The organism is Synergistota bacterium (assembly GCA_025060595.1).
Taxonomy (GTDB): Bacteria; Synergistota; GBS-1; order GBS-1; family GBS-1; genus 42-11.
In genome coordinates this window covers 1-14,841 of the sequence record JANXBX010000012.1, presented here as the reverse complement: position 1 = coordinate 14,841, position 14,841 = coordinate 1, and the positions used below count along the sequence as shown (strand labels likewise).

The following is a 14,841-nucleotide window of genomic DNA, read 5'->3' as shown; positions in this document are numbered from 1 at the left end:
TCTGGTTGACAGAGCTACCAAAAGTGCTATCATATATTTTAGCTTGATCATTTAAGAAAAACTTTTTCACAAAAAGCAAAGGGAGGGCATAGATATGATAACCATCCTTCAATTCGGCGAGGGAAACTTCTTAAGAGCTTTCTTCGATTGGATGGTTCAGAAGATAAATGAGATAACGGGCGCAGAAAATGAGGTATTTTTAGTCCAACCTATCCCCCAAGGTAAAGTAAAAGATTTACTTCAAGCAAACGGAAAATACCATGTACTTTTAAGGGGATACATTAATGGAGAATACAAGGAAGTTATAGACAAGGTAGAGGTCATAAAGGATGGTGTTAATCCCTTCGAAAACTATGAGAAACTGCTTAAGGCAGGAAGGATACCAGAGCTTAAAGTAGTGGTCTCCAATACGACTGAGGCCGGCATATTTTATAAAAAGATGGAAAGACCTGAAAACTATCCATCTATGCTAACTCATATACTTTACGAGAGATTCAGGTTGGGACTCCCCCCCCTCTACATACTTCCCCTTGAGCTTATAGATAATAATGGAGAAAAGCTAAAGGAGTGCGTTATAAAATACGCGGAAGATTGGAAATACCCCAGGAATTTCTTTAAGTATCTTGATGAATGTAAATTTTATAATACTTTAGTTGATAGAATAGTACCAGGCTTTCCGGAGGATGTAGCTGAAGAGGTTTTTAAAAAGATTGGGGAAAGAGATTTAAACTTAACAAGCGGAGAAATCTTCCACCTCTTTGTTATTCAAGGAGATCCCTCGCTATTTGAGATTCTACCTTTCCATAAAGCAGGACTTAACGTCATTTTAACCGACAATCTCAAGTTTTATAGAGAAAGAAAGGTAAGGATACTAAACGGTTCTCATACATCGATGGTTCCCGTAGGGCTACTTAACGGCATAGAATTCGTTAGGGACTTTGTTGAACATCCGAAGTTCGGTAAATGGATTAAGGAGCTGATTCACGAAGAAATAGTTCCAGCCTTAGCGGACAATGAGGAAACTCACAAATATGCTGATGACGTTTTAGAGAGATTCAAGAATCCGGCGCTAAAGCATAGCTTAAGAACCATAGCCTTAAACTCTATAAGCAAGGTAAATACCCGTTTAAGACCAACCCTTGAGGATTACTATAGAAAGTTCGGGAAGCTTCCAAGCAAGTTGATAGAATCAATAGCTTATATGGCTGAGCTTTACACATGCAAAGATGGAGTAAAGGATTTACCCAATGGGCCCTTTAAGCTTTCCGATTTTGAAGAGCTCAAAGGAAGGGACTTAAGAAGCATAATAGAAAGCTTCTTCCCCAATCTTAACGAAGACCTTAAAAGGGAGGTGCTCTCATCCCTTGAGAAGATATATAAAGCTTGGAGATAGCGATAACGTTGCGGTAGCTTTAGAAGATATAAGCAAGGGGGAAATATTAAAGCTTTCGGAAGGGGAGCTCATCCTATTAAACGATATTCCAAGGGGACACAAATTCTCTTTAAGAGATGTAAAGATGGGAGAAAAGATAATAAAATACGATAGTACTATAGGAGAAGCAACTCAAGACATTAGGGCTGGAGAATGGGTTCACACGCATAATGTAAAAACCCTTCTTAAACCTGAGTGGGAGCCAAAGTGGCAGGAAAAAAAGTTAAGGGAAATAAAGATAGATCTACCTCAAAAGAGCTTTTGGGGGTTTAAAAGAAAGGATGGAAAAGTAGGAATAAGAAATGAAATATGGATAATACCCACAGTGGGATGTATAAATGGGGTCTTAAAGGACTTCGCATGCTCGATTAAGAAGCCCGAATGGATAGACGACATCAAGGTCTTATCTCACCCTTACGGTTGCTCTCAGCTTGGGGGAGACCTGGAAATGACAAAAAACATCCTCTTAGGTTTAGCCAAAAACCCAAATGCAGGAGGAGTAATCATCGTCGGGCTTGGATGTGAAAACCTACAGCTAGCCTATTTAAGGGATGAACTAAAGAACCATCCAAACGTAGCTTTTCTTATGCTTCAGGCTGTCAACGATGAAAGCGAAGCCTTATCGAAAGCCCTCTTTGAAGTAGCTGAAAGAGCGCGTACGGAGAGGGTTCAATGCCCCATAGGCTCACTCACCATAGGTGTGAAATGTGGAGGAAGCGATTCTCTCTCAGGTATAACCGCAAATCCTCTTGTAGGTAAAGTATCTGACTATATAACCTATTATGGTGGAACGGTCTTAATGAGTGAAATCCCAGAGATATTTGGAGCAGAGGAAGATATAATTTCGAGAATTGAGGATAAGGAAACCTTCGACAAATTCGTTGAAGTTATAACCTGGTTCAGAAACTACTACACGAGATACAATCAACCGGTCTCTGAAAATCCCTCTCCAGGCAACATAAAGGGTGGCATAACGACGCTAGAGGAAAAATCCTTAGGAGCTGTTAAGAAAAGCGGCAGTAATAAGGTAACCGATGTTCTAAGGTATGGTGAGAGAGCAAAAAGAAGCGGAGTAAATATAGTATTCGGACCGGGAAACGATTTGGTCTCCACAACAGCCTTGGCTGGAAGCGGAGCCACGATGATACTCTTTACTACAGGAAGGGGTACCCCTTTTGAGGCTGTAGTCCCAACCATAAAGATATCTACTAATAGCGAGCTTTACAAGAGAAAGACTAGCTGGATAGATTATAACGCTGGCGAAATAGCCGAGGGAAAGAGTGTAGAAGAAGCATTAAAAGAACTACTAGAGTTAATTATAAACGTAGCAAGCGGAAAGAAAACCAAAGGTGAGGAAAGAGGTATTCAAGAAATAGCAATCTTTAAAGACGGGGTGATATTATGATGACTCTCGAGAGGATAAGGGAAGAGGGTATAGTGGCAATCTTAAGAGCCGAGTCGGTGGAAAAATGCTTACAAATCGCAAGAGAGCTTTATGAGGGAGGAATCAGAGTAATCGAAGTTACCTTTACCGTGCCTGACGCTGAAAAGGCCATATCAGCGCTATCTAAAGAGCTTAAGGATGCTCTTATAGGAGCAGGAACAGTATTAACAGCGGAGCAATGTAAGAGAGCCATCGAAGCAGGAGCTAAATATATTGTCAGTCCTCATCTATCAGAGGAGATAAATGAGGTGTGTAAGGAGGCAGGAGTCCCATACTTTCCCGGCATAATGACTCCTACGGAATACGTTAAAGCGAAAAATATGGGATGTGAGGTCGTAAAGATATTCCCTGGAGACGTACTTAAGCCGGTATTTATAAAGAGCATGAAAGGGCCATTCCCAGAGTTCAAAGCCATGCCAACCGGCGGAGTAAGCCTAGAAAACGTAGAAGAGTGGTTTAACGCAGGTGCCTTCGCTATAGGAGTTGGAACACACCTAACCAAAGGAAATCCAAGGGAAAACGCCAAACTCTTTCTGGAGAAAGTAAGACAGTGTAAAAAGTAACAATTCCTCAGGGAAAAGGGAGGACTTCAATGAAGTCCTCCCTTTTATTTTTTTTGAAAATTTCAGACTTGACATCTCATAAAGCTTCTTATAAACTGAGAATTAGAATAGTTATATAAAAATTACATAAAAAGGGAGTGGTGGATGGATGAGGTTTCTGAGAGGTAGCATGTTGCTCATAGTAGTAAGTTTAGTGTTTTGTCTTACTCTTCCAGCCTTTGCCCAAGAATTTAATTTTAAGATGGCCACCTTCTATGTAAAGGGAGACCCAGCTTTCGAAGTAATAGACTATTTCATAAAGCTAGTTAAGGAAAAAACGGGTGGGAAGGTCAAGATTGAGGCCTTTCAGGCAGGAGAACTTGGATTCCCTGTAACGGAGATACTTGAGGCCACATCCAAGGGAGTTGTTGAAACAGCGATATTCTACACTAACTATAAAGCAGCACAGGATGCCGTGATGGCATTAGCGGGAGGAAGACCTGGCCCTGTATTTAACTTTGAGGAGCAGGCCAAGCAAGTTAAGGCTACAGAAGACATTATAATCAAGGCCTTTGGAAAATTTGGAGTTCAGTATATAGCTCCTATGATTTACGGTGAGCCTGAGATACTCATATGCAGAAAGCCCATTGCTAAGCTCGAGGATCTAAAGGGGAAGATTTTCAGAGCCTCTGGAATGGCCGCTGAGTTTTACACCGCTTTAGGTGCCCAGGCTGTCATGATGCCTGCTGGTGAGCTTTATCAGGCACTTCAGCTTGGAACGATAGATGGCCTTGAGTGGACCGACTTTACTGCCAACTACAGACTTGGGTTCCATGAGGTAGCTAAGAACGTCTTAGAGCCCACCAAGGGAGTTAACCTACATAGCGAGGCGGCGGTTCATGCTTTCCTGGTAGTCAATCCGGCAGTTTGGGAGAAGCTTCCCAAAAACTATCAGGAAGCTATAAAGGCTGCATGTAACGAGACCTACCCATGGGGAAGCCAATTTGTAGCAAAACTTAATAAAGAATACAGACAGAAATGGATTGCTGCAGGAGCAAAAATAAGCGAGCTTCCGGCTCAGGACCAGGATAAGGTAATAGAAGTTAGCGCAAAGCTACTTTCTAACTATGCGGCAAAATCCCCAGAAGCTAAAGAGTTCTGCCTAAGGCTTATAAAGCTTTGGAAGGAGTTAGGATACGAAAAGTGGAGTAAGGCTCTTTCCGAGCTGGTTAAATAACCTTATAGAGCACTTAATTTATAGCAAGCCATGCATATTGCCACCCATGGAAGCGAGTAGCTTCCTGGGTGGCTTTTTAATATCCTTAAATTAAGGAGCGTGATAAAGTTGAAGATAATTAATAAACTTAACACAAAATTAAGCAAGGTCTTAATGTACTTAAGCTTGATACTAACCATCGTAGTGGTCTATGGCGTTTTAGTAAGATACTTCGTAGGGAGAGCAGATGCAAGGGTTATATTTGTATCAGTCTGGCTTTACGGTAGCCTATTCGTTTTAGGAGGAGGATATACCCTTTTAGAGGGGGGGCATGTGTCAGTAGATATAATATATAAAAAGCTATCTCAGAAAGCCAGAAAAGCCCTTGACATCATTAACTACATCTTAATCATAGCTTGCTGTCTTATAATAATCTATGTCAGCCTACCATTAGCTTACCAGTCATTCGTTCAGAGAGAGGTAGATTCAAGCTTAGGAGTAGTGTTCGCTCCACCCATATGGTGGTTTAAGTGGATTCCAGTTATAGGCATAATATTGATATTACTTCAAGCTATATCCTTAATGAAGGAGGTTTCCATAAAATGAGTGGAACTTTTACACCACTTTTAATGTTTATAGCACTGTTTGCTATAATACTTTTAAATCTGCCAGTTGCCTTTGCGCTCTTTTTAACATCCATAATCTTTGGGATAGCCTTCTGGGGATGGGGCGGACTATATGTCGTATTTCAAGGGATTTGGACGCTGATGAACAACTGGGCTTTAGTAGCCTTACCCCTCTTCGTATTTATGTCTGCGCTTCTTGAAAAGAGCGGTGTATCAGAGGAGCTCTTCACAACCTTATACGATATCTTCGGCAAGATAAGAGGATCGCTAGCCATCATAGCCGTCATCTTCGGATACATTATAGGAGCCATGTCTGGCGTTATAGCAGCAGCGGTATCAGCCTTAGCGCTCATAATTCTACCTGTAATGGAAAAGCACGGCTATGATAGGAAGCTATCTATAGGCTCAATCCTAGCAGCAGGTTGCCTCCCTCAAATAGTCCCACCAAGCTTCAATATGATAGTCTATGGTTCAGTCGCTGGAGTATCAGTGGGGAAACTCTTCGCAGGTGGATTAGGCGTTGGCCTCGTAATGGCCTTAGTATTCATAGCCTATATAGTAGTTTGGAGCCTATTTAATAAGGATAAGGTACCTGTAATAGAAGAGGAGATCCCCCTATGGGAAAAAATAGCATCTTTAAGATTCATCATAGGTCCGGTAATAATAATCTTAGGAGTCTTAGGTTCCATCTTCACAGGCATGGCCACACCTACCGAGGCCTCTGGCGTTGGAGCATTCTTAAGCCTATTTTACGTAGCTATAAGGAAAAAGCTCTCAGCAAAGGTATTAACCGACTCCCTAATCGTAACTTTAAAGGTTACATCTATGGCTTGTTGGATAATGGCAGCAGGATCCTCCTTTAGCTCGGTCTTCTCAGGAATAGGAGGGAAAAGGTTAATGGTAAACTTCTTGACATCCCTTCCGGGAGCAGAGATAACCGTTATCGTCTTCGCATCAGCGGTGATCCTCTTTTTAGGCATGTTCATTGACCCTGTATCCATAACGATGATCATGACGCCTATACTAACTCCAGCTATAGTAGCATTAAAGTACGATCCCATATGGTGGGGGGTCGTTTTCTGCTCCCTTCTTCTAGTTTCCTACTTAACACCCCCAGTGGGACTAGGATTATACTACTTTAAAGGAGTAGCCGAACATATATCAATGGAGGAGATATATAAAAGCGTGGTCCCTTTTATAATACTTATGGTTTTAGCCATAATTATAACCATGATATTCCCAAGCACCATAATGTGGTTTGTAAGAACCCTAGGAAGGGTTTAAATAAAATAGGCTCAAGAAGGCAATGCCTTCTTGAGCCTATGAGTAAAATTCCTCAAAGCTTAACTCAACACCCCTTACAAAAATCGCAAAAAGCTCTTGCATTTTTCCCTTGACTTTTTATCATAATTATTATAGTATTTATAACGTAAGAGGTGAGAAAAATGAGTATAAAGCTTTCTACCATATCAAGATATGGGTTAAGAGCGATGATAGAGCTTGCTAAGAATAAGGATAAAAGCTTTGTATCCCTTAGGGAGATCTCTGAAAAACAAGGCATACCCCTTAGATATCTTGAAAACATAATGCTAAAGCTTTCTTCAAGCGGGCTCGTTTTAAGTAGCAGAGGAAAAGGTGGAGGCTTCACCTTAGTAAAAGATCCTTCTAGTATAAAAATATCAGATATAATTAAGGCCCTTGAGGGAGATACCTCCTTTGTCCCATGCGTTGATAATCCATCCTTATGCCCTAGAACAAATTGTTGCGAAACAAGACCTTTATGGGTAGAGCTAAAGGAGGCTTTCTGGAAAGTTTTGGATAGTAGAAAGCTAAGTGACCTCTTAAAGTGAAGGGAGGGTAATATAAAATGAAAAGGGTATATTTAGATCATTCAGCAACGACACCTATAGCATCAGAGGTATTAGAAGAGATGCTTCCCTTTCTAAAGGAAAACTTTGGAAATCCGAACAGCTTACATACCTGGGGAAGGGTAGCAAGAAAAGCTATCGAAGAGGCTCGTGCCTCGGTTGCTAACCTTATATCTGCCGAACCTGGAGAGATAGTATTTACTGGAGGGGGAAGCGAATCAAATAACCTAGCGATAAAGGGTACCGCCTTCGCCTTAAAGGATAAAGGAAAACATATAATAACCTCTCAGGTGGAGCATCACGCTGTGTTAGAGGTGTGCGAATGGCTAGAGAAGATGGGCTTTGAAGTAACTTATCTTCCGGTAGATGAACATGGAAGCGTTAAAGTGGAGGACTTAAAGAACGCTATAAAAAGCGACACCATACTCGTCTCCATAATGTTTGGAAACAATGAGGTAGGAACTATACAACCTATAGAGGAGATAGGTAAGATATGTAAAGAAAAGGGTATAATCTTTCATGTAGATGGAGTTCAAGCGGTTGGCCACATACCGGTTAACGTAAAGGAACTTAATATAGATATGCTAACTATATCAGCCCACAAGATGTATGGTCCTAAAGGGGTTGGAGCGCTTTACATTAGAAAAGGATTAAGACCTACACCGCTAATTCACGGGGGAGGTCAGGAAAGAGGTTTAAGGTCAGGAACAGAAAATGTAGCAGGTATTGTCGGCCTTGGGGCAGCATCTAAGCTCGCCCTTAAAAGGCTTGAAAATGGAGATGAGGAGAGAGTTAAAAATCTTAGAGACAAGCTAATAGATGGGGTATTAAATAGGATTCCAGATACTTTGCTAACAGGCCACAGACATAAACGCCTGCCATTCCATGCAAGCTTCTGCTTTAAATACATAGAGGGAGAATCCCTCATCCTAAGGCTAGATGCAGTGGGAATAGGGGCCTCAACAGGTTCAGCCTGCTCAAGCGCCAAGCTTGAACCAAGCCATGTCCTCCTAGCTATGGGAATACCTCATGAGGTGGCTCATGGATCCCTGAGGTTAACCCTAGGCAAGGATACTACGGAAGAAGACATAGGCTACACCTTAGATAATCTAGAGAAAATAGTAGAGGAGTTAAGAAGGATATCGCCCTATGGGAAAAAGGTTTAAGAGAAAGAGAGGTGAGTCAAACTGTATACTGAAAAGGTTATAGAGCTTTTTATGAACCCTAAAAACGTTGGAAGGATAGAGGACGCAGATGGGATTGGCGAAGTAGGAAACCCAAAGTGCGGGGATGTAATGAAAATCTATATAAAAGTAAAGGATGGAAGGATAGAGGATATAAAGTTTGAAACCTTTGGCTGTGCAGCAGCGATAGCCACCTCATCTATGGTAACAGAGATGGTAAAGGGAAAAACCTTAGAGGAAGCCCTTAAGGTCACAAACAAGGATGTAGCAGAGGCGCTAGGAGGATTACCTCCACATAAGATACATTGCTCTCTATTGGCTGAGGAAGGAATAAAGGCAGCAATCCAAGACTATTATAAAAGAAGGGGGATCATCTATGATAGGAAAGGTGATATCAACGAACATATCGCTCAAGAAAGGAACCTCAAAGACTCCTGTTGAAAAGATAAAGCTCGTTAAAGATCTGGGAGTCGAGGGAGATGCTCACTCAGGAACGGAAAGGGAAGTAAGTCTACTTTCCCTAGAAGATGTTAAAGCTTTTAGAAGGAATCCTGGGGATTTCGCAGAAAATATAACCTTCGATGGACTAAACCTATCTGAAATAGAGATAGGAACGCTAATAAAGGTAGGGGAAGCAACGATTCAAGTATCCCATATAGGTAAAAGATGTCACTCAAAGTGTAACATATACAAGGAAGTAGGAGACTGCATAATGCCAAGAAAGGGAATATTCGCTAAAGTAATCGAAAGCGGAGAGGTCAAACCAGGAGACGAGATAAAGATACTAAGGGGAAACTAGCTCTCCTAAAAGAGCCCATGTTTCTCCTTTAACTATCTTAACTTTAACGAAGCTACCTATAAGAGACTCCTCCCCCTTAAATACAACTATTCTATTTGCGCGAGTCCTTCCCTGAAGCATATCATCCTTTGGCGCAAAGCCATCTACCAAAACCTCATACGTTCTACCTTCAAGCTCCTTATGAATTTCCTTAGCGACAGAAGCAACAAGCTCATTCAACTTATTTATTCTCTTGCTCTTTATATCCTCGGGGACCTGATCTGGAAAAGTAGCAGCTAAGGTCCCCGGACGAGGAGAATATATAGCAGTATATACCATATCAAACCTTACTTCCTCAACAAGCCTCATGCTATCCATAAAGTCCTCTTCGGTCTCACCAGGAAAACCAACTATTATATCGGTCGTATAGCTTGCTTCAGGCTGGGGAAACTTGCTCTTTAGCCTTTCTATAAGCCTAAGGTAATCCTCACGCGTGTATCCCCTTCCCATTCTCGCAAGTATCTTTGTCGATCCCGACTGAACCGGTATGTGAAAGTGCTCACAAACCTTGGAACAATCTTCTATCGCCTTTATAAGCTCATCGGAAAAGTCAAGGGGATGAGATGTGGTAAAGCGAACCCACTTGATGCCGTCTACTTTTTCTATATCCCTCAATAGATCTGCAAGAGTATACTTAAAGGGTAAATCCTTACCATAAGAGTCAACGCTTTGACCTAACAAGGTTATCTCCTTATAACCCTTGGAAGCTAACTCCTCTATTTCCTTTAAAACAGATTCAGGATGCCTGCTTCGCTCCGGCCCTCTCGTAAATGGAACTATACAGTAGGTACAGAACCTGTTACAACCATAGGTTATAGGTATCCAGGCTTTAAAAGGAGAACATCTTGAGGCAGGAAGCTTCTCTATATCCATGAGCTTCTCATCATCAAGAAAAAGAAGCCTTTCTCCCTTCTCTATCTTAAGTAAAGCCTCAGGAAGACGAGCTAAGGAGGATGGCCCCATAACAAGAACAACAAAAGGAAACCTATCCAAAAGCTTTTTCCCCTCTTTTTGAGCCATACAACCACATACAGCAACCAGGGGCCTCTTATTTCTCTCCCAGAGCACTTTTATCTTTCCAAGCTTTCCATAAACCTTCTTTTCAGATTTATCTCTGACCACACAGGTATTTAAAACGAGGAAATCTACATCCTCCTCACTATCCTTTTCTTTAAGCCCATGCTGAAGCAATACTCCTCTTATCCTTTCGCTATCGGCCATGTTCATTTGACACCCATAGGTAATTACATGAAAGCTCTCAAATCTCACTTGAGAACATCACCCCTCACTTAAAACTCGCGATAATAAATTTTACCACAAGAGCTCTTAAAGGTCTTGCTAAGCTCACCCCTTCTAGTAGAATTTTATAGATAAGGGGGGTGATGTTCAAATGAAAAAGATTTTAGCGATAATCATTGGAATCACGATCATCGGGACAACAGCCTTCGCTCAGGAGAAGCCTAAAAGCTTTTATGAGCTTTACTTCAACGTTCTTAAAAAGGCAAAGTTTGTCGATCTAACACATGCTTTCGATGAGAAGATACCTCATTGGCCTGGCTTCCCAGAAGCTAAAAGAGAGATACTTTACTGGTATGCTAAGGGAGAGGGAGTAGAAGCAAAGATGGGTTATGGCTTTTTCGCTGAATATTTCTCCCACGTTGGACAGTGGGGAACACACATGGATCCGCCATGTCACTTTCACAAGGGTTTGCGAAGCATCGATCAAATAGATGTTAAAGAGATGCTTCTTCCCCTTGTCGTCATAAATGTTCATGAAAAGGTGGCTAAAAACCCTGACTACCAGGTCACCATGGAAGACATCAAAGCCTGGGAAGCGAAATACGGACCTATACCGGAAGGGGCATTTGTAGCTTTAAGGACTGACTGGTCTAAAAGGTGGCCAGACAAAGCGGCTATGCAAAACAAGGATGAGAAAGGTGTGGCTCACTATCCGGGTTGGAGCATGGATGTGTTAAAATACCTCTTTGAGGAAAGAAAAGCAATAGCCATAGGACATGAAACAACTGACACAGATCCAGGAATAGCGACATCGAAGGGAGATTACTCGCTTGAAGCCTACGTTTTGGGGAAAAATTGCTACCAAATAGAGCTTCTAACTAATCTGGACAAGGTTCCTGAGTATGGAGCTTTAGTTGTAGTTACAGCTCCGAAACCTAAGGGCGGTTCTGGTTTTCCAGCAAGGGTATTTGCTATAGTTCCTGAGTAAAAAACTTAAGGGGAAGGACTCCTAAAGAGGGTCCTTCCCCTTAATCAATCTATAAAAATAAAAGGCCCCTTGGCAGCGACCTACTCTCCCGCCCGGTCGCCCGAGCAGTACCATCGGCGCTGGAGGGCTTAACTTCCGGGTTCGGAATGGAACCGGGTGTTTCCCCTCCGCTATAACCACCAAAGGACCTTTTTTTCAAGGTCTACACCTTAGCGACTGAATAGGGAGAGAGAAAAAGAGGTTTAAGGCCTCGGTATATTAGTACCGGTCAGCTCAACCCATTACTGGGCTTACACCCCCGGCCTATCTACCCGGTAGTCTCCCGGATACCTTACCCGCAAGATGGTTTCCCACCTTGCGATAGGATGCCTCATCTTGGGGTGGGCTTCGCGCTTAGATGCTTTCAGCGCTTATCCCTTCCGGACATGGCTACCCAGCGATGCGCCTGGCAGCACAACTGGTACACCAGAGGTCCGTCCACTCTGGTCCTCTCGTACTAAGAGCAGCTCCCCTCAAGCATCCTGCGCCCGCAGCGGATAGGGACCGAACTGTCTCACGACGTTCTAAACCCAGCTCACGTAGCGCTTTAATGGGCGAACAGACCAACCCTTGGGACCTTCTCCAGCCCCAGGATGCGCCGAGCCGACATCGAGGTACCAAACCTCCCCGTCGATGTGAACTCTCGGGGGAGATTAGCCTGTTATCCCCGGGGTAACTTTTATCCGTTGAGCGACGGCAATCCCACGCTCAACCGCCGGATCACTAGGCCCGAGTTTCCTCTCTGCTCGGGGCGTCCCCCTCACAGTCAGGCCACCTTATACCCTTGCGCTCTACACACGATTGCCATCCGTGCTGAGGTGACCTTTGGGCGCCTCCGTTACCCTTTAGGAGGCAACCGCCCCAGTTAAACTGCCCACCAGACACTGTCCCCCCCAAGGATAAACTTGGGCAGGTTAGAGCTTCAGCATAACAAGGGTGGTATTCCAAGGATGGCTCCACCCAGGCTGGCGCCCAGGCTTCACAGCCTCCCACCTATCCTCTACATGTCACGCCAAAACCCAATGTCAGGCTGCAGTAAAGCTCCACAGGGTCTTTCCGTCCAGCTGCGGGTACCCGGCATCTTGACCGGGACTAAAATTTCACCGAGCCCCCCGCTGAGACAGTGCCCAGATCGTTACGCCATTCATGCAGGTCGGAACTTACCCGACAAGGAATTTCGCTACCTTAGGACCGTTATAGTTACGGCCGCCGTTTACCGGGGCTTCGGTTTGGAGCTTCACTGGGTTTAACAACCCAGCTAACCCCTCCCCTTAACCTTCCGGCACTGGGCAGGCGTCAGTCCCTATACATCGGGTTACCCCTTTGCAGAGACCTGTGTTTTTAATAAACAGTCGCCTGGGCCTGTTCTCTGCGACCCACTTCGGCCTCAGTCGCGAGGACCTACACCTACATGTGGGCGCCCCTTCTCCCGAAGTTACGGGGCCAACTTGCCGAGTTCCTTAGCGAGGGTTCTCTCGCTCGCCTTGGTGCCTTTACACCCGCTTACCTGTGTCGGTTTGCGGTACGGGCACTCCCAAACCTCCCTAGAGGGTTTTCTTGGCAGCGTGGTATCAGCTGCTTCGCCCTCCGAAGAGGGCTCCCCATCAGGCCTCAGGGTTAACGAGGGAACGGATTTACCTATTCCCTCCCCCTACACCCTTGGACGGGCTCTACCATCCACCCGCTCAGCCTAACCTTCTGCGTCACCCCATCGGTGATAACGGTTTGGAAGTGGGGCCGGAATATCAACCGGCTGCCCATCGGCTACGCCTTTCGGCCTCACCTTAGGTCCCGCCTAACCCTGGGTGGACGAACCTTCCCCAGGAAACCTTAAGCTTACGGCGAGCAGGATTCTCACCTGCTTCTCGTTACTCATGCCGGCATTCTCACTTCCCAGCAGTCCACCACACCTTACGGTGTAACTTCAGCCCGCTGGGAACGCTCCCCTACCGATCACGTGCCCACGGCAGAGCACATGATCCCGTGGCTTCGGCAGTGTGCTTAAGCCCCCTACATTTTCGGCGCAGAGCCACTCGACCAGTGAGCTTTTACGCACTCTTTAAAGGATGGCTGCTTCTAAGCCAACCTCCTGGCTGTCTCAGTAGCCCCACATCCTTTACACACTTAGCACACACTTAGGGGCCTTAGCCAACGGTCTGGGCTGTTCCCCTCTCGGTCACGGAGCTTATCCCCCGTGTCCTCACTCCCACGGTCCAAGTACCGGCATTCGGAGTTTGGTTGGACTCGGTAACCCCTCCGGGCCCCTCATCCATCCAGTGCTCTACCTCCGGTACTCACGCCGTGAGGCTGCACCTCAATGCATTTCGGGGAGAACCAGCTATCACGTGACTCGATTAGCTTTTCACTCCTACCCACACCTCATCGGATAGTTTTTCAGCACTAAACCGTTCGGGCCTCCAGGCAGTTTTACCTACCCTTCACCCTGGGCATGGGTAGATCGTCACGCTTCGGGTCCACGGCATGCGACTAAGTCGCCCTATTCGGACTCGGTTTCCCTACGGCTCCGAACCTCCCGGTTCTTAACCTTGCCACATACCGTGACTCACCGGCTCATTTTGCAAAAGGCACGCAGTCAGGCATCCATGAACCTGCCCAACGGGCCAGATTCATTTCAACCCTCCCACTTGCTTGTAGGCACACGATTTCAGGTTCTATTTCACTCCCCGCCAGGGGTTCTTTTCACCTTTCCCTCACGGTACTACTGCGCTATCGGTCACCAGGTAGTATTTAGCCTTGGAGGGTGGTCCCCCCAGATTCAGGCAGGATTCCGCGTGTCCCACCCTACTCGGGAAAACACCTCAGGGAGAGGTTTACCTTTTCGCCTACGGGACTATCACCCTCTATGGTCCGCTTTTCCAACACGGTTCGGCTAAGGTAACCTTTTGTAACTCCCCGGCTCTATCCCTGGACGAGCCCAGGTGTTTCCCACGACCCCCCACCTACAACGGCCAGGACCTATCACGTAGGTGAGGTTTAGGCTCTTCCCCGTTCGCTCACCACTACTTGGGGAATCTCTTTTGATTTCTTTTCCTGAGGGTACTGAGATGTTTCACTTCCCCTCGTTCGCCTCCCACCTTAACGGTGGGATACCGAGTCTCCTACTCGGTGGGTTGCCCCATTCGGGAATCCCCGGATCAACGCCTGCTTGCGGCTCCCCGAGGCTTATCGCAGCTTGCCACGCCCTTCATCGCCTCCTGGTGCCAAGGCATCCATCGTGTGCCCTTAGTACCTTAAACCCCTTTTTCACTCCCTATTCAGTTGCCAAGGTGCAGACCTTGAATTTTATACATAAGGCATCATGGAAGGCCCTCGCTTACACACCTAAATTCTCCTTAGAAAGGAGGTGATCCAGCCGCAGCTTCCGCTACGGCTACCTTGTTACGACTTCACCCCCCTCACCAGGC

Annotated in this window: 12 protein-coding genes and 3 rRNA genes; 11 read left to right on the top strand and 4 right to left on the bottom strand. The window is 45.1% G+C overall.

Translation table 11 applies throughout. The features are described from left to right. The first annotated feature begins 94 nt into the window (after window positions 1-94). The 10 genes from NZ900_07965 (at window position 95) to NZ900_07920 (ending at window position 9,111) form a co-directional block, all read left to right on the top strand. Window positions 95-1,393 (top strand): tagaturonate reductase, encoded by a 1,299-nt coding sequence (locus NZ900_07965; GenBank protein MCS7234017.1) that lies wholly within the window; start codon window positions 95-97, stop codon window positions 1,391-1,393. Continuing rightward, window positions 1,365-2,837: an altronate dehydratase family protein gene (locus NZ900_07960; GenBank protein ID MCS7234016.1), complete on the top strand. Its 1,473-nt coding sequence runs from the start codon at window positions 1,365-1,367 to the stop codon at window positions 2,835-2,837. Before NZ900_07965 ends, NZ900_07960 begins: the two co-directional genes overlap by 29 nt. After that, complete coding sequence (locus tag NZ900_07955) at window positions 2,837-3,439, top strand: bifunctional 4-hydroxy-2-oxoglutarate aldolase/2-dehydro-3-deoxy-phosphogluconate aldolase (protein ID MCS7234015.1); 603 nt, start codon at window positions 2,837-2,839, stop codon at window positions 3,437-3,439. The genes NZ900_07960 and NZ900_07955 overlap by 1 nt, the downstream gene beginning before the upstream one ends. 148 nt (window positions 3,440-3,587) lie before the next feature. Beyond that, window positions 3,588-4,655: a TRAP transporter substrate-binding protein gene (locus NZ900_07950; protein ID MCS7234014.1), complete on the top strand. Its 1,068-nt coding sequence runs from the start codon at window positions 3,588-3,590 to the stop codon at window positions 4,653-4,655. 99 nt (window positions 4,656-4,754) lie between these two features. Beyond that, the gene (locus NZ900_07945; protein MCS7234013.1) at window positions 4,755-5,240 is read left to right on the top strand and encodes a TRAP transporter small permease subunit; all 486 of its coding nucleotides are present in this window, start codon (window positions 4,755-4,757) and stop codon (window positions 5,238-5,240) included. Continuing rightward, entirely contained in the window at window positions 5,237-6,544 is a 1,308-nt protein-coding gene (locus NZ900_07940; protein MCS7234012.1) for a TRAP transporter large permease subunit, read from the top strand. Before NZ900_07945 ends, NZ900_07940 begins: the two co-directional genes overlap by 4 nt. Window positions 6,545-6,705: 161 nt before the next feature. Then, window positions 6,706-7,110 carry an Rrf2 family transcriptional regulator gene (locus NZ900_07935; GenBank protein MCS7234011.1) on the top strand — a complete coding sequence of 135 codons (405 nt, stop codon included), beginning with the start codon at window positions 6,706-6,708 and terminating at the stop codon, window positions 7,108-7,110. Window positions 7,111-7,127: 17 nt separating this feature from the next. Continuing rightward, the gene (gene nifS / locus NZ900_07930; GenBank protein ID MCS7234010.1) at window positions 7,128-8,294 is read left to right on the top strand and encodes a cysteine desulfurase NifS; all 1,167 of its coding nucleotides are present in this window, start codon (window positions 7,128-7,130) and stop codon (window positions 8,292-8,294) included. A 21-nt stretch (window positions 8,295-8,315) separates the two neighbouring features. Next, window positions 8,316-8,753, top strand: coding sequence for a Fe-S cluster assembly scaffold protein NifU (gene nifU, locus NZ900_07925; GenBank protein MCS7234009.1), 438 nt, complete (start codon window positions 8,316-8,318; stop codon window positions 8,751-8,753). Next, a complete protein-coding gene (locus NZ900_07920) occupies window positions 8,689-9,111 on the top strand; it encodes an MOSC domain-containing protein (protein MCS7234008.1) in 423 nt (140 codons plus the stop codon). The genes nifU and NZ900_07920 overlap by 65 nt, the downstream gene beginning before the upstream one ends. Here the strand turns inward: NZ900_07920 and miaB are convergent. After that, window positions 9,097-10,419, bottom strand: coding sequence for a tRNA (N6-isopentenyl adenosine(37)-C2)-methylthiotransferase MiaB (gene miaB / locus NZ900_07915; GenBank protein MCS7234007.1), 1,323 nt, complete (start codon window positions 10,417-10,419; stop codon window positions 9,097-9,099). The genes NZ900_07920 and miaB overlap by 15 nt on opposite strands. A 121-nt stretch (window positions 10,420-10,540) precedes the next feature. On the opposite strand from miaB, the gene NZ900_07910 reads away from it, so the two are divergent. Beyond that, entirely contained in the window at window positions 10,541-11,377 is an 837-nt protein-coding gene (locus tag NZ900_07910; GenBank protein MCS7234006.1) for a cyclase family protein, read from the top strand. Between the two features lie 67 nt (window positions 11,378-11,444). Here the strand turns inward: NZ900_07910 and rrf are convergent. The 3 genes from rrf to NZ900_07895 all read right to left on the bottom strand — a co-directional run. Further along, window positions 11,445-11,561, bottom strand: a 5S ribosomal RNA gene (gene rrf / locus NZ900_07905). 54 nt (window positions 11,562-11,615) lie between these two features. Then, a 23S ribosomal RNA gene (locus NZ900_07900) occupies window positions 11,616-14,673 on the bottom strand. Window positions 14,674-14,773: 100 nt separating this feature from the next. Beyond that, window positions 14,774-14,841 (bottom strand): 16S ribosomal RNA (locus tag NZ900_07895); the annotation flags it as partial.

What these genes read in the sequence shown, in the direction of transcription:
- NZ900_07955 (MCS7234015.1), top strand. Translation starts at nt 2,837, where the DNA reads ATGACTCTCGAGAGGATAAGGGAAGAGGGTATAGTGGCAATCTTAAGA.
- NZ900_07910 (MCS7234006.1), top strand. Translation starts at nt 10,541, where the DNA reads ATGAAAAAGATTTTAGCGATAATCATTGGAATCACGATCATCGGGACA.
- NZ900_07950 (MCS7234014.1), top strand. Translation starts at nt 3,588, where the DNA reads ATGAGGTTTCTGAGAGGTAGCATGTTGCTCATAGTAGTAAGTTTAGTG.
- NZ900_07940 (MCS7234012.1), top strand. Translation starts at nt 5,237, where the DNA reads ATGAGTGGAACTTTTACACCACTTTTAATGTTTATAGCACTGTTTGCT.
- NZ900_07965 (MCS7234017.1), top strand. Translation starts at nt 95, where the DNA reads ATGATAACCATCCTTCAATTCGGCGAGGGAAACTTCTTAAGAGCTTTC.
- nifS (MCS7234010.1), top strand. Translation starts at nt 7,128, where the DNA reads ATGAAAAGGGTATATTTAGATCATTCAGCAACGACACCTATAGCATCA.
- NZ900_07920 (MCS7234008.1), top strand. Translation starts at nt 8,689, where the DNA reads ATGATAGGAAAGGTGATATCAACGAACATATCGCTCAAGAAAGGAACC.
- NZ900_07935 (MCS7234011.1), top strand. Translation starts at nt 6,706, where the DNA reads ATGAGTATAAAGCTTTCTACCATATCAAGATATGGGTTAAGAGCGATG.